General features: G+C 49.3%; 20 protein-coding genes. 5 read left to right on the forward strand and 15 right to left on the reverse strand.

What is annotated here, in order from left to right; genetic code table 11:
• Positions 1–212: 212 nt before the first annotated feature.
• Positions 213–1514, reverse strand: coding sequence for a glutamate/aspartate:proton symporter GltP (gltP, locus tag PMPD1_RS20155; RefSeq protein WP_173635723.1), 1302 nt, complete (start codon positions 1512–1514; stop codon positions 213–215).
• A 521-nt stretch (positions 1515–2035) separates the two neighbouring features.
• On the opposite strand from gltP, the gene acs reads away from it, so the two are divergent.
• From acs to actP, 3 genes are all read left to right on the forward strand, one after another.
• Positions 2036–3991, forward strand: coding sequence for an acetate--CoA ligase (acs, locus tag PMPD1_RS20160; protein WP_173635724.1), 1956 nt, complete (start codon positions 2036–2038; stop codon positions 3989–3991).
• Between the two features lie 168 nt (positions 3992–4159).
• Entirely contained in the window at positions 4160–4465 is a 306-nt protein-coding gene (locus tag PMPD1_RS20165; protein WP_173635725.1) for a DUF485 domain-containing protein, read from the forward strand.
• Positions 4465–6123 (forward strand): cation/acetate symporter ActP, encoded by a 1659-nt coding sequence (gene actP / locus PMPD1_RS20170; protein ID WP_173635726.1) that lies wholly within the window; start codon positions 4465–4467, stop codon positions 6121–6123. The genes PMPD1_RS20165 and actP overlap by 1 nt, the downstream gene beginning before the upstream one ends.
• 99 nt (positions 6124–6222) lie before the next feature.
• Here actP and PMPD1_RS20175 read toward each other — a convergent pair whose 3' ends face one another.
• The 10 genes from PMPD1_RS20175 to PMPD1_RS20220 all read right to left on the reverse strand — a co-directional run bounded on the left by PMPD1_RS20175 (position 6223) and on the right by PMPD1_RS20220 (position 11488).
• Entirely contained in the window at positions 6223–6363 is a 141-nt protein-coding gene (locus tag PMPD1_RS20175; protein ID WP_173635727.1) for a hypothetical protein, read from the reverse strand.
• A 25-nt stretch (positions 6364–6388) separates the two neighbouring features.
• On the reverse strand, positions 6389–6865 hold the full coding sequence (locus tag PMPD1_RS20180; RefSeq protein ID WP_173635728.1) for a DUF943 family protein: 477 nt from the start codon (positions 6863–6865) through the stop codon (positions 6389–6391).
• A gap of 25 nt (positions 6866–6890) precedes the next feature.
• Positions 6891–7367, reverse strand: a complete 477-nt coding sequence (locus PMPD1_RS20185; protein WP_173635729.1) for a DUF943 family protein — start codon at positions 7365–7367, stop codon at positions 6891–6893.
• Positions 7368–7392: 25 nt separating this feature from the next.
• Complete coding sequence (locus PMPD1_RS20190) at positions 7393–7869, reverse strand: DUF943 family protein (protein ID WP_173635730.1); 477 nt, start codon at positions 7867–7869, stop codon at positions 7393–7395.
• 25 nt (positions 7870–7894) lie between these two features.
• On the reverse strand, positions 7895–8371 hold the full coding sequence (locus PMPD1_RS20195; RefSeq protein WP_173635731.1) for a DUF943 family protein: 477 nt from the start codon (positions 8369–8371) through the stop codon (positions 7895–7897).
• A gap of 25 nt (positions 8372–8396) precedes the next feature.
• Positions 8397–8873: a DUF943 family protein gene (locus PMPD1_RS20200; RefSeq protein WP_173635732.1), complete on the reverse strand. Its 477-nt coding sequence runs from the start codon at positions 8871–8873 to the stop codon at positions 8397–8399.
• Between the two features lie 25 nt (positions 8874–8898).
• Positions 8899–9375 (reverse strand): DUF943 family protein, encoded by a 477-nt coding sequence (locus tag PMPD1_RS20205; protein WP_173635733.1) that lies wholly within the window; start codon positions 9373–9375, stop codon positions 8899–8901.
• Positions 9372–10214, reverse strand: a complete 843-nt coding sequence (locus PMPD1_RS20210; RefSeq protein ID WP_173635734.1) for a DUF3289 family protein — start codon at positions 10212–10214, stop codon at positions 9372–9374. The genes PMPD1_RS20205 and PMPD1_RS20210 overlap by 4 nt, the downstream gene beginning before the upstream one ends.
• A 157-nt stretch (positions 10215–10371) precedes the next feature.
• Entirely contained in the window at positions 10372–11070 is a 699-nt protein-coding gene (locus PMPD1_RS20215; RefSeq protein ID WP_173635735.1) for an LrgB family protein, read from the reverse strand.
• Positions 11063–11488, reverse strand: coding sequence for a CidA/LrgA family protein (locus PMPD1_RS20220; protein ID WP_173635736.1), 426 nt, complete (start codon positions 11486–11488; stop codon positions 11063–11065). The genes PMPD1_RS20215 and PMPD1_RS20220 overlap by 8 nt, the downstream gene beginning before the upstream one ends.
• A gap of 104 nt (positions 11489–11592) precedes the next feature.
• Here PMPD1_RS20220 and PMPD1_RS20225 point away from each other — a divergent pair, with 104 nt between their 5' ends.
• The gene (locus tag PMPD1_RS20225; protein WP_173635737.1) at positions 11593–12495 is read left to right on the forward strand and encodes a LysR family transcriptional regulator; all 903 of its coding nucleotides are present in this window, start codon (positions 11593–11595) and stop codon (positions 12493–12495) included.
• Positions 12496–12528: 33 nt separating this feature from the next.
• On the opposite strand, the gene PMPD1_RS20230 is transcribed toward PMPD1_RS20225, so the two are convergent.
• The 4 genes from PMPD1_RS20230 to soxR form a co-directional block, all read right to left on the reverse strand.
• The gene (locus PMPD1_RS20230) at positions 12529–14178 is read right to left on the reverse strand and encodes a Na+/H+ antiporter (RefSeq protein WP_173635738.1); all 1650 of its coding nucleotides are present in this window, start codon (positions 14176–14178) and stop codon (positions 12529–12531) included.
• A gap of 247 nt (positions 14179–14425) precedes the next feature.
• A complete protein-coding gene (locus tag PMPD1_RS20235; protein WP_173635739.1) occupies positions 14426–15775 on the reverse strand; it encodes an NCS2 family permease in 1350 nt (449 codons plus the stop codon).
• A 324-nt stretch (positions 15776–16099) separates the two neighbouring features.
• Entirely contained in the window at positions 16100–16768 is a 669-nt protein-coding gene (locus PMPD1_RS20240; RefSeq protein ID WP_173635740.1) for a glutathione S-transferase family protein, read from the reverse strand.
• Positions 16769–16810: 42 nt separating this feature from the next.
• Positions 16811–17284, reverse strand: coding sequence for a redox-sensitive transcriptional activator SoxR (gene soxR, locus PMPD1_RS20245; protein ID WP_173635741.1), 474 nt, complete (start codon positions 17282–17284; stop codon positions 16811–16813).
• An 89-nt stretch (positions 17285–17373) separates the two neighbouring features.
• Here soxR and soxS point away from each other — a divergent pair, with 89 nt between their 5' ends.
• A complete protein-coding gene (gene soxS, locus PMPD1_RS20250) occupies positions 17374–17796 on the forward strand; it encodes a superoxide response transcriptional regulator SoxS (protein ID WP_173635742.1) in 423 nt (140 codons plus the stop codon).
• Positions 17797–17810: the final 14 nt, after the last annotated feature.

A 17810-nucleotide genomic window follows, 5' to 3' on the forward strand; every position in this document is an offset into this window, starting at 1 on the left:
GCGATAAGGAGTGGCGTAATGCCTTTCCTGTTTTGTTGTCTTACTCGGTTTCGGCCTGTCGGCCAATTGATACGCTATATTGCGCAACCAGAGGGCGAAACAAAAGGAATAATTTATTCTTTTAATTAATTTGTGTCTGGAATCAAAAATTCCTTTAGATGAAATAAAAAACCCATCCGAAGATGGGTTTTTCAGCATCAAGTCGCGCCGAATCAGGAGACGGCTTCAGCGCGTAACTGCCGCTCATAAGCCTGCGCTTGCTGAGCATCGAACTGGTTTTCCCATTTGGCGACCACCAGCACCGCCAGCGCGTTACCCACCACGTTAAGCGCGGTACGCGCCATATCCATGATACGGTCAACCCCGGCGATAAATGCCAGCCCTTCCAGTGGGATCCCCACGCTGCCCAGCGTCGCCAGCAGCACCACAAAAGAGACGCCCGGCACGCCAGCAATCCCTTTTGACGTCACCATCAGCGTCAGCACCAGGATAATTTCATCGCCTAACGACAGATTAATACCGTACAACTGGGCGATAAAAATAGCCGCGATGCTCTGGTAAAGGGTCGAGCCATCAAGATTAAACGAGTAGCCGGTGGGCACCACAAAACTGGTGATTGATTTCGGCGCGCCGTAAGCCTCCATCTTCTCCATAATACGCGGCAGCACCGTTTCTGAACTGGAGGTTGAATAAGCGAGGATCAACTCATCTTTCAGGATGCGCATCAGCGTGGTAATACGCAGTTTACATGCGCGCGCCACCGCACCCAGCACCACAAAAGCAAAGAATAGAATGGCGGCATAAACCAGAATCACCAACTTCGCTAACGGCCACAGCGAGGAGAAACCAAAATTCGCCAACGTCACTGAAATCAACGCGAAGACCCCTACCGGCGCGTAGCGCATAATCATATGCGTGACTTTGAACATGGTTTCAGAGGTAGAGCGAAATACCTTCACCAACGGATCGCGATGTTCTGCCGGAAGTGAAGACAACCCCAGACCAAACAGCACCGAAAAGAAAATCACCGGCAACATGTCGCCTTTGGCTATCGCCGCGAAGATATTTTGCGGGATCAGCGACAAAATAGTGGTGACCAGGCCATGCGGGCCGTTCTGAACCTGCTGCGTCGTCGCTTCATATTTAGAGATATCCACCGTTGCCAGCGTCGACATATCAATGCCGTTGCCAGGTTGGAACACATTGGCCAGGGTAATGCCTACCACGATGGCAATGGTGGTAATCACTTCAAAATAAATAATGGTCTTAACGCCGATACGCCCCAGTTTTTTCGCATCCCCCACTCCGGCAATGCCGACAATCAGGGTTGAAATAACAATCGGAACGACGATCATCTTGATCAGATGGATAAAAATATCACCGGCTGGCGTCAGGATATTGGTAATGAGCCAGTCACGATTGTCTGGCTGGTTATGCAGCACCGTACCCACCACAACGCCGAGAACCAGAGCAATCAGTATTTGCCACGCAAGGCTGATTTTAAAACCTTTCATAACGCTTAATTCCTTAACAAAACCCCGCATCCGCACACAAGCTTCGGACGCTTTCGCACACAAGGGAGGTGGACAATGTCCAGTAAAAATCGAGGGTTATAGATGGTTGAACCTGAAGTCAGGCGGTTGATTAAGTACCATTTTAACCGGGGCAAAAGCAACCATCATGGGTAGGCTTTTGCGGCAAAAAGTTCCGCCGTTTTAAATTACTTTTAGTTATTTATTATATAACTTACTGTTATAAAAAGTAATATATCGTAAGTCCACACACCAAGTGCGCCATTGACGATTTTTGTTTATTTCATCCGTTTGCTGCTTTTTTCATCGCTTATCTCGCCTTTTACTGCACTTCACGCGCCATAAACCGGCGAATCGCTGCCGGTCAAATCAATAAAAAGCGGTAAATTTCATGATATTCATCATTCTCGTGATCTATAGCGCAAAAAAGAAACAAAGCGCGGCTACCTCTCTTTAATCAACCTTTGGTTGACATATTATTAACATCTTCAAGGAGGCCAGCTATGAGCCAGATAATGAAACATCCCGTTCCCGCGTCTATTGCGGAAAATACCCTGATTAATGAACAACAGTACCAGTCGATGTATCAGCAGTCGGTACAAGATCCCGAGGCTTTTTGGGGAGAGCAAGGAAAAATTCTCGACTGGATCAAACCTTACGAAAAGGTAAAAAACACCTCGTTTTCACCGGGCAACATTACTATTCGCTGGTATGAAGATGGCACGCTGAACCTTGCCGCGAACTGTCTTGACCGCCATTTGCATGAGCGCGGCGACCATCCGGCGATTATTTGGGAAGGCGACGACGCCAGTGAAAGTAAGACATTGAGCTTCCGCGACTTACACCGTGAAGTTTGCCGCTTTGCCAACGTCCTGAAAGAGCTAAACGTGAATAAAGGCGACGTGGTCGCCATTTATATGCCAATGGTGCCAGAAGCCGCCATCGCCATGCTGGCTTGCGCACGCATTGGCGCGGTGCATTCGGTTATTTTCGGCGGCTTTTCGCCGGAAGCCGTCGCCGGGCGGATTGTTGACTCCAGCGCGAAACTGGTAGTCACCGCCGATGAAGGTATCCGCGCCGGACGCGCGATTCCGTTGAAGAAGAATGTGGATGACGCACTCAAAAATCCTAATGTGACCTCCGTCGGCAATGTCGTGGTCTTCCGCCGTACCGGTAAAGAAACCGGTTGGGAGAATGGGCGCGACCTGTGGTGGCATGAACTGATGAACAGCGCCAGCGCCCATCATCAACCGGAAGAAATGAACGCTGAAGATCCGCTGTTTATTCTGTATACCTCCGGCTCAACCGGTAAACCGAAGGGGGTACTGCACACCACCGGCGGTTATCTGGTCTATGCCGCGACAACCTTTAAATATGTGTTTGATTACCACCCGGAAGACGTTTACTGGTGTACCGCCGATGTCGGCTGGATTACCGGGCACAGCTATCTGCTTTATGGTCCGCTGGCCTGCGGCGCAACCACGCTAATGTTTGAAGGGGTGCCGAACTGGCCGAAACCCAGCCGAATGGCGGAAGTGGTTGATAAACATAAAGTGACGTTGCTGTACACCGCGCCTACCGCTATTCGCGCGCTAATGGCGGAAGGGGATAAGGCGATTGAAGGGACTGACCGTTCTTCCCTGCGGATTATGGGCTCGGTGGGTGAACCGATTAACCCGGAAGCCTGGGAATGGTACTACCGCAAGATTGGCGATAGCCGCTGTCCGATTGTTGATACCTGGTGGCAAACCGAAACCGGGGGGTTCATGATTACGCCGTTGCCGGGCGCCACTGAACTGAAAGCCGGTTCCGCCACGCGGCCCTTCTTCGGCGTACAACCGGCGCTGGTGGATAACGAAGGCCATCTGCAAGAAGGCGCCTGTGAAGGCAACCTGGTAATTGTCGATTCCTGGCCCGGTCAGGCGCGCACCTTATTCGGCGATCACGATCGTTTCGAACAAACCTATTTCTCCACCTTTAAAAATATGTACTTCAGCGGCGATGGCGCACGTCGCGATGAAGACGGTTACTACTGGATTACCGGCCGTGTGGATGATGTGCTGAACGTTTCAGGGCACCGTCTTGGTACGGCGGAAATTGAATCCGCATTGGTTTCACATCCTAAGATCGCCGAAGCCGCAGTGGTTGGGATTCCGCATGCGATTAAGGGGCAGGCGATTTATGCCTATATCACGCTGAATCATGGTGAAGAACCGACGCCGGAGTTGTATAGCGAAGTGCGCAACTGGGTACGTAAGGAGATTGGCCCGATTGCCACGCCGGATGTGTTGCACTGGACCGATTCGTTGCCGAAGACGCGCTCAGGCAAAATTATGCGCCGTATTCTGCGCAAAATCGCCGCGGGCGATACCAGCAATTTAGGTGATACCTCTACGCTTGCCGATCCGGGCGTGGTTGAGAAACTACTTGAGGAGAAACAGGCGATTAAACTGCCGTAACCGTAGCGAGAGTTCCACATTTTTTTGTTTATCACCTGTCCTGGAGCGGTGCCTTGCCGCTCCGGATTTTACCGCCCGACCACTACAACAAAGTAACGCTATTTTACTGAAAATTATATGGATAATCCGCCAAATGGACGGCTTTTCCTTACCTCTGGAGTGTCTGTGATGAATGATATTTATCAACGGATAGAAAATAGTGCGCGCTTTAAACAGCTGGTTCACAAGCGTCAAGCGTTCGCAACTCTACTTTCCCTCATTATGCTGGTTCTGTATGTCGGTTTTATTTTGCTGATCGCCTTCGCTCCCGGTTGGCTGGGTACGCCGTTGCATGAAGGTACCAATGTCACACGCGGGATCCCGCTCGGCATTGGCCTGATTGTCATCTCGTTCTTGCTAACTGGCGTCTATGTCTGGCGCGCTAACGGCGAGTTTGATCGTCTGACAAAACAGATTATTGATGAGGCAAAATAATGAGCATACGCAACCCTACGCTGGCGGCGATGGTCGTGCTGCCTCTTCCGGCTATTGCCGCTGATGCAATTACCGGTGCGGTACAAAAACAGGCGACCAATTATCAGGCAATTATTATGTTTTTGCTGTTCGTGGCCTTCACATTAGGTATTACTTGGTGGGCTTCGAAACGTACCCGTTCACGTAACGATTATTATACCGCCGGCGGTAATATTACCGGCCTGCAAAACGGCCTGGCGATGGCGGGAGACTTTATGTCGGCCGCTTCGTTTCTTGGTATTTCCGCGCTGGTGTATACCTCTGGCTACGACGGGTTAATTTATTCGCTCGGCTTCCTGGTCGGCTGGCCGATTATTCTGTTTTTAATCGCCGAGCGGCTACGTAACCTGGGGCGCTACACCTTTGCCGATGTGGCGTCATATCGTCTGCAACAAAAACCCATCCGCACGCTATCGGCCTGTGGCTCGCTGGTGGTGGTTGCGCTGTACCTGATTGCGCAGATGGTCGGTGCCGGGAAATTAATTCAGTTGCTGTTCGGGCTAAATTATCACGTTGCGGTGGTGTTGGTTGGCATTCTCATGGTGCTGTATGTGTTGTTTGGCGGCATGTTGGCGACCACCTGGGTGCAGATTATTAAGGCGGTGCTGTTGTTATTCGGCGCGACTTTTATGGCGGTCATGGTCATGAAAGCGGTCGGTTTTAGCTTCAATACCCTGTTTACCGAGGCGATGAAGGTGCATCCCAAAGGGCCAGAGATTATGCGGCCTGGCGGGCTGGTACATGACCCTATCTCCGCGTTGTCGTTAGGGCTGGGCCTGATGTTCGGTACTGCCGGATTGCCGCATATTTTAATGCGTTTCTTTACCGTGAGCGATGCGCGTGAGGCACGTAAGAGTGTGTTTTATGCCACCGGCTTTATGGGCTATTTCTATTTCCTGACCTTTATTATCGGTTTTGGCGCCATCTTGCTGGTCGGCGCTAACCCGGCATTTAAGGATGCGTCCGGCGTGTTAATCGGCGGGAATAATATGGCGGCGGTGCATTTAGCCAATGCGGTAGGCGGCAGTACGTTCCTCGGTTTTATTTCTGCGGTGGCGTTCGCCACCATTTTGGCGGTGGTAGCCGGTCTGACGTTAGCCGGGGCCTCTGCCGTTTCACACGATCTGTATGCCAGCGTGATTCGTAAAGGTCAGGCAACCGAGCGCGAAGAGCTAAAAGTGTCGAAAATTACCGTGCTGATACTGGGGGTGGTGGCGATTGCGCTGGGGATTTTGTTTGAGAATCAAAACATCGCCTTTATGGTTGGCTTAGCGTTCTCGATTGCCGCTAGCTGTAATTTCCCGATTATTTTGCTCTCCATGTATTGGTCGAAGCTGACTACTCGTGGTGCGATGATTGGCGGCTGGCTCGGCTTGTTAACCGCGGTAATTTTGATGGTTCTTGGCCCGACCATTTGGGTGCAGGTACTCGGTCACGCCACGCCGATTTATCCTTACGAGTATCCGGCGCTGTTTTCAATGTTGGTTGCGTTTATCGGTACCTGGCTGTTTTCCATTACCGACAGTTCGGCGGAAGGCGAGCAGGAGCGCCTGCGTTTTCGCGCTCAGTTTGTGCGCTCACAAACCGGAATCGGTATTGAGCAGGGGAAAGCGCATTAGCAAACGCTACGTGAAGGAGAAGCGTGTGACCGTCGGGTGCCAGGGATGGCGCCGTTAAGAAGTCAGGTGGTTATTATCGGCGTGGTTTATTCTTTTAGCTTAATAAAGAATACTCATAAAACCGTCCTCCCCTATTTTATGGGTATCTATCAACGTTGTCGGATGTGCCTTCAGATACCAGCCCCAGCCAGCGGCGGCGGTAACGGCAATTAACATCGCGATAAGTAGATATTTTTTCATGCTGTGATCTCTTCAACATGCACTATTATTTTATTTTTATATTTTCTTTTATCTTAATAAATTCCCCATTCTTTTCAATAAATAAACCCGACTCAACTCTGTACCATACTTCACCCTCTACTGAATTTCTTATAGTCATTATTCCTTTTTTTTCAACACAATTTTTAGTCGTTTTCATATCATCAAAACAGAGGCGATCGTATTTTTCCAGTTCTTTATAGCCATCAGAAAAATCAAAAACATCAATTATAAAAGTACCATATGATTTTGAAGGTGTAGGGATACCATATTTTTCTTTAATCATCGCGGCATTACGCCTCCACCAGTCTAACTTTCCCTTATCTGTCAGAGGCGGATTTTTAATAAGAATAATACTTATAAAGCCGTCTTCCCCCATTTTATGGGTAGCAACCAACGTTGTCGGATGTGAATTCAGATACCAACTCCAGCCAGCGGCGGCGGTAACAACAATTAATATCACGATAAGCAGGTATTTTTTCATGCTGTTCTCCCTTCAACATGTGCTGTTACTTTATTTTGATTTTTTCTTTTACCTTAATAAACTTTCCGTTTTTCTCGATATAGGTGCTTTCATCCACGTTATACCATACTTTACCACTTCTTGAGCTTCTGATGGTCATTAGCCAGTTTTTATCGATGCAGTTTTTACTGGTCTTTATCTCATCAAAACAGAGACGATCATATCTTTCCAGTTCTTTATAACCGTCAGCAAAGTCAAAAACATCAATAACAAAATATCCAGTACGTCCTGGAGGACTAGGTATGTTATATTTTTCTTTAAACATCGTGGCATTATTCATCCACCAGTCTAATTTTCCCTTATTAGTAAGAGGAGGGTTTTTAATAAGGATTATACTCATAAAATTATCTGTCCCTTCCTGATGAGTAGAAACGAGTGTAGTAGGATGTGTTTTTAAATACCATCCCCAACCAGCGGAGGCTGAAACAAAAATTAATATCGCTGTAAGCAGGTATTTTTTCATGCTGTTCTCCCTTCAACATGTGCTGTTACTTTATTTTAATTTTTTCTTTTACCTCAAGGAACTTTCCGTTCTTCTCGATATAGGTGCTTTCGTCAACATCGTACCATATTTTACCGTTCACAGAGCTTCTAATAGTCATTACCCAGTTTTTATCGATGCAGTTTTTACTGGTCTTCATCTTATCAAAACAGAGACGATCGTATTTTCCCAGTTCTTTATAACCATCGGAAAAATCAAAAACATCAATAATAAAATATTCGTTGGACTTTAACGGAGCAGGTATATTATACTTTTCTTTAAACATCGCGGCATTACGCACCCACCAGTCTAACTTTCCCTTATCTGTCAGAGGCGGATTTTTAATAAGGATAATACTCATAAAACCGTCTTCCCCCATTTTATGGGTAGCAACCAACGTTGTCGGATGTGCCTTCAGATACCAGCCCCAGCCAGCGGCGGCGGTAACGGCAATTAACATCGCGATAAGTAGATATTTTTTCATGCTGTTCTCCCTTCAACATGCATTATTATTTTATTTTTATATTTTCTTTTATCTTAATAAATTCTCCATTCTTTTCAATAAATAAACCCGACTCAACTCTGTACCATACTTCACCCTCTACTGAGTTTCTTATAGTCATTACGCCTTTTTTTTCAACACAATTTTTAGTCGTCTTCATATCATCAAAACAGAGGCGATCGTGCCGTCCTAACTTCTTATAACCCTCAAAAAAATCAAAAATCTCCACAACAAAATCTTCGTTGGGCTCTGCTTGAGCGGGTATATTATACTTTTCTTTAAACATCGCGGCATTCCGCATCCACCAGTCTAACTTTCCCTTATCTGTCAGAGGCGGATTTTTAATAAGAATAATACTTATAAAGCCATCTTTCCCCATTTTATGGGTAGCAACCAGCGTTGTCGGATGTGAATTCAGATACCAACTCCAGCCAGCGGCGGCGGTAACGGCAATTAACATCGCGATAAGTAGATATTTTTTCATGCTGTGATCCCTTCAACATGCACTATTATTTTATTTTGATTTTTTCTTTTACCTCAAGAAACTTTCCGTTTTTCTCGATATAGGTGCTTTCGTCAACATCGTACCATATTTTACCGTTCACAGAGCTTCTAATAGTCATTACCCAGTTTTTATCGATGCAGTTTTTACTGGTCTTCATCTTATCAAAACAGAGACGATCGTATTTTTCCAGTTCTTTATAACCATCGGAAAAATCAAAAACATCAATAATAAAATATTTGTTGGACTTTAACGGAGCAGGTATATTATACCTTTCTTTAAATATTGTGGCGTTACGCATCCACCAGTCTAACTTTCCCTTATCTGTCAGAGGCGGATTTTTAATAAGTATAATACTGATAAAATCATTTTCTCCTCTCTTATGTATATCTACCAACGTTGTCGGATGTGTTTTCAGATACCAGTCCCAACCAGCAGCGACAGAAACAACAATTAATATCACGATAAGCAGGTATTTTTTCATGCTGTTCTCCCTTCAACATGCATTATTATTTTATTTTTATATTTTCTTGTACCCTAAGGAACTTGCCGTTTTTTTCAACATATAGTCTTTGACTAACACTGTACCATACCTCACCTTCCACGGAGCTTCTTATGGTCATTATTCCTTTTTTTTCAACACAGTTTCTGGTCGTTTTCATATCGTCAAAACAGAGGCGATCGTGCCGCCCTAATTTCTTATAGCCATCTAAAAAATCCCAAATTTTTATAACAAAATATCCATTAGTTTTTTGCAAGTCAGGTATATCATACTTTTCTTTAATCATCGCGGCATTACGCTTCCACCAGTCTAACTTTCCCTTATCTGTTAGAGGCGGGTTTTTAATAAGGATAATACTCATAAAACCGTCTTCCCCCATTTTATGGGTAGCAACCAGCGTTGTCGGATGTGCCTTCAGATACCAGCCCCAGCCAGCGGCGGCGGTAACGGCAATTAACATCGCGATAAGCAGGTATTTTTTCATTTTCTTTCTCCCTCAATCTCGATCGTGGCTTCCATATTAGTAAAAAATGGTCGGTGCGCCAGATGTTCATAACGTTGCAGAATAAACCAGATGCGAAAAAAGTGGAACTGATGGAACTGCTTTTTCATCATATCGTGATGGTCCAGGCCAAAGTGATCCTGGATTTTATAGTGAACCACCGCCTGATAACGGTTATTTTCAACCCGTAACGCTCTTAAAGTGATCTGCGTAGCCCAGGTATCATGCACGCTAATACCCAAACCATTAATACTATCCCAATAGCTTATAAATTTTGGCAATACACTGGTATTTAAATCTCTTTTGAATTTATCCAACGAAGCTGTAAGAAAGGTGTCATTATCCCATAAACGAGATTTTTTCAATACTTCCTTTATTAGAAACAATGAACTCTCTTCACTATTATCATTTATTATCTGTTGCCGTAACGCCAAATCCAGCCACGGATCGCGGAACGGCGCGCCATTATTATATTGCATATGGGTAATCATGCGGTCGATAACGGTGCGGTACGGCCCCCAAAACGAAAACAGCTTCGCCTTTACGCGCATCTCATCAAACAGAATCCGGGCACATTCTCGCCGGGTAAGCTTTGCCCCGCCGCCCGGCGGGCGCGAACCATGAAAACGTGATTGCGGGAGTTGAAACGGAGTAAGACGCGTCAGCGTCCAGGGATCGACCTGCGAAGAAACCTGGTCGAGTAAAAAATGGCGTCGTAACTGCGTTTCGGTTAAATCGCCACAGCGCATATCGTCAGCGCTGTAATCATCCATCCATTTTTGCGTTCTGAATATCACGCAGGGGAATTGTAGTGCTGGCATAGCGACACTCCTTGTCGTGAAAGCGCATTACACTTTCGATTAATCCATTATTCGCTGCCCCTCCATCGGGTAATGACCATTCTAACCATGCGGAAATTTTGCGCAATATCGAAACCACTAACGGGCCTGTTGCGCGTGCGGGTTTGCTGACGCGATGCTATGCACTCACCCACATGATATGACCAATCATCGGTGCTAATACCACCGTCACCACGCCGGACAGCATCATCACCAGGCTAGAAACCACGCCCTCCTGCTGACCAAGCTCATAAGCACGCGCGGTTCCGGCACCGTGCGAAGCGGCGCCAAAGCCTGCGCCTTTCGCCATACCTTGCTGCACCGCCAAACGTAAAAACAACACATCCCCGACCGCCATACCAAACACGCCGGTGATCACCACAAACAGCGCCACCAAATCGGGCTGACCGCCTACCTGCTTCGCCGCAGCCAACGCGAAAGGCGTGGTAATCGAGCGAACCGCTAAACTACGCTGAATCTCTTCCGGTAGCGTTAGCAAACGCGCCAGCCACACTGAACTGCTTACCGAAACCGCCGTCGCGGTAATCACCCCGGCGCTTAGCGACATCCAGTGGCGTTTAATAATCGCCATGTTTTCATACACTGGCACCGCAAACGCCAACGTAGCCGGACCCAGTAGCCACAGTAGCCAGTGGCTTTCGCCAATATAGTCCTGCCAGGAAATATGGGTAACCACCAAGATGATTACCAGCACCAACGGCGTCATCACCAGCGGCATCAGCGGTAATTTATGCCACCGCCGATAGAGGCGTTTATTGAGGAAATAAATCAGTAACGTCGCCGCCAGACAAAGGAGACTCAGGATAAGATCATTCATGGCGTGCCTGCTTACGTTGTGCCAGCCGAATTTCAAACCGGTATACTCTGTCCACCACTAAGGCGGTCGCCGCTAGTACTAACAAGGTACTGATCGCAATCACCAGACAGATGCGCCAGCCCTGAACCATCAGCAACTGAGAGTAATTCACTACCGCCACCACCGCCGGAACAAAGAACAGCAACATTTCCGCCAGCAGCCATTTAGAACCGGCCTTCACCCAACTCAGCGGGATGATGCGCAGCATAATCAGCGCCAACAGCAGCAGCATGCCGATAATATTGGCGGGCAAAGGCAGATGTAGCCATGTGACCAACTGCTCTGATAGCACAAACAGACCGGCATACAGCGCCACCTGCAATGGCACCTGTAAAAGCTGTAATTGCCCCGCTCTGCGTGGACTTAACGCCAGTGCCATGATCTCTTTCCCCCTCGGTTTATCGCTGCGAATAGTATAAAGCGGTAACTATGCGTGAAAAAAATGAATTAAAATCATTCAAACTATGCCAGTAAGGAATACTTATGGACGTACGCGCATTACGCTATTTTGTTGAAGTAGTACGCCAGCAAAGTTTTACCCGTGCGGCGGAAAAACTCTTTGTCACTCAGCCCACCATCAGCAAGATGCTGCGCCAGTTGGAAGAAGAGTTGGGGAGTACGTTGCTCATGCGCGATGGGCGTAAATTGCACCTGACCGATAGCGGCCAGGCGGTTTACCAGCGTGGGCTGGCTATCTTGCAAGAGTTCAAGCAGTTAGAAGCCGAAATTGATGATATTAATCAGCTTAAAACCGGCGAACTGCGGTTGGGTATTCCTCCAATGGTAGGTATGCAAATTGCCGGTTCGGTTTCCGCCTTTCGCCAACGCTATCCTGGTATTGAATTAAAAATCGCTGAGTTTGGCGGCCTTACCGTACAGCAGGCGGTACTCTCCGGTAGCCTCGATTTAGCGATCACCGCACTGCCGGTAGCCGAGGATCTGCCGCTTAATACACTCACGTTAATGAGCCATCCGCTCTGTGTACTGGTACAACGCAGCTCGCACTGGCTAACGCGTACCAGCATCTCACTCAGCGAGTTAGCGGAGCATCCTCTGTTAATTTTCAACGAAGAGTTCTCCCTAAACCGGCAACTGGTACAGGCTTTTCATCGTCACGGCGTGACGCCGCACATTGCGGTGCGCAGCGGGCAGTGGGATTTTCTGGCGGCGATGGTTCAGGCGGAGATGGGGGTCGCCATTTTGCCGGAGCCGATTTGCCAACGATTAGATAAACAATCGTTACTCTGGCTACCGCTGGAATCAGAACTGGAGTGGAAATTAGGGATGATTTGGCGTGAGGGCAGCTATCTGTCGCGTAGCGCGCAGGCGTGGATTGCCTGCTGCCGCGAATTCTGGCCCGGAGCCGCACCCACGCTCTCGGTTTAGCACGGTGCGGCTCGGGTGGCAGAGACCTCGCGGCTACTCTTCTTTACCGACCAGTAGCGCTTCCAGCAAATCGAGATCATGCAAGATTTTTTGCATCGTCTCATTACTGATCTGCTGGGTGGCGCGCAAATGGTATAGCTCGCCGCGTTCAGCACGCAGCCCGGTTAACCGGAAACGGCGCTCAAGATCTTCCGCTAACTGCGCGCGCTCAATATCCTCTTTCCCATCAACGCGACGACGCAAGTTACCAATCACACGCGAACTGACCTCTTTCAGCAATTCGGTATCAATGTTCTCTTCCGTGTCCTGCGTTAGCCGCTCTTCCATCTTATACAGGCTCTCGATCGCTACCCCTGCCATTACCGCCCGGGCGCGCTGGATTTCACGCCGATTGCCCGCTTTATCGACACCTTCAATACCGCGCAGCAGCATCGGTAACAGAATAACGCCAACAAATAGCGAGAAAAGAATGACCCCGGTGGCGATAAATACCAGTTCGTAGCGCGCCGGAAAGATATCGCCATTAGTCAGATAGAGCGGAATCGAAAGCACACCCGCTAGCGTTATCGCACCACGCACGCCGGCAAACGAGGCGATGAGCAACTCGCGCATGCTGTAATTACTGAACTCCATCGGTTTTTTCTTCAGCAAGCGTACGCTAATGCGCTGCATACCATACAGCCAGCCGAAACGTACAATCATTAGCGCCACGTAAACCAGAATAATGTCGGTAAACAGCATCCATAACTCGACGTTTGGATCGGCATTCGCCTGAATAATCGAGGTTTCCAGAATGCCCGGCAACTGTAGCCCCAGCATCAGGAACACCATGCCGTTAAACACAAACTCCAGCATTTGCCACACGCTATTAGCACGCAAACGCATCGCCAACGGCGCCTGACGAATGATCCCGGAACGCGCGATGGTCATCCCGGCGGCGACCGATGCCAGAATGCCGGAGACGCCAAGATGCTCAGCAATCAGATAGGAAGCAAAAGGCAGCAGTAACAGCAGCACCGTTTGCGTGGCCGGATCGTCCCCGCTTAACCGGCTAAACAGACGCAGGGATTTACCGTACAGCCAACAGACGGCAATACCCGCCAGCAGGCCGCCAATCGCGACTTTAAAAAACTCGACCGTCGCGCCAGAGACGGTAAACACCATGGTACCCATGGCAACCGCCACGGCAAATTTGAGCGAGACCAAGCCAGAAGCGTCGTTCATCAACGCTTCACCTTGCAGTATCGACATGATTTTTTTCGGGATGCGGCCTTCGCCGACAATGCCTGATAATGCCACCGCATCGGTCGGCGACAGCACCGCCGCCAGCGCAAAAGCAGGGATCAACGGGATACCGGGCACCATCCAGTAAATCAGGTAGCCGATACCGACCACAGTAATTAATACCAACACCAGCGCCAAACCGATAATCTCGCGCCCGTGATGCAAAAACTCGCTGGTTGGCGTTTTCCAGCCGTCGGCAAACAGTAACGGTGGAATAAACAGCACTAAAAACAGTTCAGGGTCAAAATCAACATGTAGACCGAAAGTGGGCCAGGCGAGCAAGGCGCCTGCCGCAATTTGCACCAGCGGTAGGGGTATCTGAAAGGGAATAATACGTGCGGCGACGCCGGAGAGCGACACCACCAGAGTCATAATGAGTATTGTAAAAAAAATTTCCATGCTGTCCTTGAAGCCTCTTCCAACAGGCGCGGTAATCATTAACTGAATCGCATAGCAATACGATCCCTGACCGGCAGTGTAAAACAAAACGCTCTATGGTTTAAAAACAGGATGTGCGTTTAGGAAAATTATGGATGAATCTGTCGAAAAACCCGACAAAGGCAGCCGAATTAATTCGAAAAACAGTTAACAGTAACAGCGACATAAATGAAATAACCCGGCGCGCTTGCCGCGCCGGCGTTTTTCCTTACAGCGCCCAGCCACCGGCGTAAAACGCCACCAGCGCCAGGGCGATAATCACGGTACCCACATTTAGCTTGCGCCATTCGCCGGCAAAAATTCGACCAATCACTAATGCGCCAAAACCCAACATAATGCCCGTAACGATATTGCAGGTTAGAACAATAAAAACCGCAGCCAGCAAGCCCGACATCGCATCGACAAAATCGCTAAAATCGATTTTCGACACATTGCTCAACATCAATAGGCCAACGTACATCAACGCCGGGGCAGTGGCATACGCCGGAACCAACCAGGCTAACGGCGACATAAACAAAATCAGCATAAACAACACACCAACCACAATGGCGGTGAGGCCGGTTTTCCCGCCGGCTGCGGTTCCCGCTGCCGATTCGATATACACCGCCGCCGGTGAAGCGCCAACCAAACCGGCAAAAATACTGCTCACCGAATCGGTAGTCAGTGCTTTACCGCCGCTGATGATCTGCCCATCCTTATCCAATAGATTCGCCTGCCCGGCTACCGCGCGAATAGTACCGGTGGCGTCAAACACCGCCGTCATGACTAACGCCAGTACGCTGGGAAGTACCGCTGGCTTTAACGCGCCTAAAATATCGAGGCTAAACATCAGCGAATGACCGCTATCATCTTTCAGGCTTGGCATAGCAAACAGCCCCTGGAAACGTACCGCCGGATCGAAAATCAACCCCAATAGTGAGATCACGATAATCGTCAGCAAAATACCGCCCGGTACGCGCAGTTTTTCCAGGCCAAAAATGACCGCCAGCCCCACCAATGCCATCATGACCGGGAAAGAGGTAAAGTGCCCTAATGCTACCGGCAAGCCCGGCGCCGGGTTTTTGATCACCAGCCCTACGCTGTCAGCGGCGATTAATAGCAGGAACAGGCCGATCCCTACCCCGGTACCATGCGCAACGCCCATCGGTAAATTACGTAAAATCCAGGCGCGTATACCGGTAGCGGAAATCAGCGTAAACAAGACCCCCATCAGAAACACTGCGCCCAGTGCCACCGGCACGCTAATATGCTGCCCCAGCACCAAGCTAAAGGCCGTGAACGCTGTCAGGGAAATCGCACAGCCAATCGCCATCGGCAAGTTGGCCCAGAGCCCCATAATCAGCGAGCCAAAACTGGCGACCAGACAGGTCGAGACGAATACCGCAGTCGGGGGGAAACCGGCTTTGCCTAGCATTCCCGGCACCACGATCACCGAGTAAACCATGGCGAGAAAGGTGGTCAGCCCGGCAAGAACCTCTTGTCGTACGCTACTGCCGCGTGCAGAGATAGAAAACCAAGCATCCAACGCGCCACCGGCCGGTTTGGATTGTATCGACATAAAAAATAACCCCTGAAATTTCTTATCATGTATCAATGCGCAGGTATTGCATGAGACGCAAACGTTTACTTCACTGCACGCAAGTACCGTTCAAAACGGCATAGAAACCCGCAAAAATTCGTCATCTGGCGAAAGTCTGCGCGCCACGCCCCTGGATGCGTTAAAAAAAGCAAACGATTATCCTGCCTTTGACCAAGTCTTTTCAACTGCTGTTTACCGGGAAATTTACCGATTGATTGATCCAGGTGGGTATGATGACCTTGCGCGGGGAGCGCCGCGAACGGCGCCTGGAAAGCAAAGTGGGCATGGCGGGCAGCGCCCGCACTACTCGCCGGTAAGATCCAGTTCACCGCCCTGCCCGATCGCCCGCTGCCAGGCCGGACGCTGAGTTATCTTTTCCAGCCATTGTTGCGTAGCGGGTTGCTGCGCCAGCCCGCCACGCGCGACGAGCGCCTGCACCGGAAAACTCATTTGAATATCCGCGAGACTGAAATTCGCCCCGGCAAACCACGGGTGCTGCGCCAGATGTTGCTCAATAAACTGCTTATGGGTTGCCAGTTGTTTATCCAAATAGCCTTTCTGCACGCCCTTACCTAACACCGCGCCAACCGGGCGCAGTAACCACGGTACCGGCGCTTTGCCCAGGCGGCTAAACAGCAGTTTCATTACCAAGAGCGGCATTAACGAACCTTCCGCATAGTGCAGCCAATAACGGGCCTGAAGCCGTTCTTCTTCATCGTTTAATGTCAGGCGATATTCGCTGTCATAGCGTTCCGCAAGGTACTCAAGGATCGCCCCCGATTCAGCCACGACGCGATTACCGTCGGTAATAATTGGGGATTTTCCCAACGGATGGATTTTTTTCAGCGCCGCCGGCGCCAGCATTGTGCTCTCGCGCTGATAATGTTTAATCTGATAAGGCGTCTCTAACTCTTCCAACAACCAGAGCACGCGCTGTGAACGGGAATTATTCAGGTGGTGAACGGTGATCATGCGGCTTCTCTTTATGGTGGCAGACACCAGCCAGTATAGACGTTAAGCCTCTTCATCGTTTTCCGGGTTAAGCAAAATCGCGCCGGTTCCCTGCTGAGCAAGCCGATCGCCGGGGTTACGTAATGGGCAATCACGCATCGACAGGCAGCCACAGCCGATACAGCCATCTAGGTCATCCCGTAATCGCGTCAACGTTTCAATACGTTTATTCAGTTCAGCGCGCCACTGCGCGGTTAACGCATTCCACTCTTTAACCGACATTCTTTTATCTGTCGGCATTCCTGCAAGGCTGTCTCCCACGGTTGCCAAGGGAATCCCAATCCGCTGGGCGATTTTAATAATTGCCACCCGGCGCAACACATCGCGGCCATAGCGCCGCTGATTCCCGGCATTACGCGTGCTGGCAATCAGCCCTTTCGACTCATAAAAATGCAGCGCGGAGACCGCCACGCCGCTACGTTTTGCCACCTCGCCTGGTGAAAGCACCGGTTTAGGGTAGTTGCGATCTTTTTTCATTTGGCTCTTTACCTCAAGTTAACTTGAGGAATTATACTCCTCCTCCATCAGAACGCGATATTAAAAACCTCACGATGAAGGATGTGGTCATGATGCATAACGAAATTATTCATTCTCTGACTGACTGGATTGAAGACAACCTGGATAAAACGTTGTCGATTGATGAAGTCGCCGCTAAATCCGGCTATTCGAAGTGGCATTTACAGCGGATGTTCCGCGCAGTAACCCGGCAGACGCTGGGCGGCTATATTCGCGAACGCCGTTTAACACTGGCGGCAGAAGCATTGCGCCAGACACAGCGCCCGGTGTTCGATATTGCCATGCAGTATGGGTACGATTCGCAGCAAACTTTTTCGCGCGTATTCCGCCGCCAGTTTTCGCAAACACCCACCGCTTATCGTCACACCATGCGCCGTCAGACTTTACAGCGCCAGCGGGTTAACTTCGATTGTAGCGACAATCTCACCAGCTATGCGCAACGCACCACTGGCGAATGCTGTCCGCTTATCTAGTATTGGGGGCGGCG

The sequence above is a fragment of the Paramixta manurensis genome, from assembly GCF_013285385.1.
GTDB lineage: Bacteria > Pseudomonadota > Gammaproteobacteria > Enterobacterales > Enterobacteriaceae > Paramixta > Paramixta manurensis.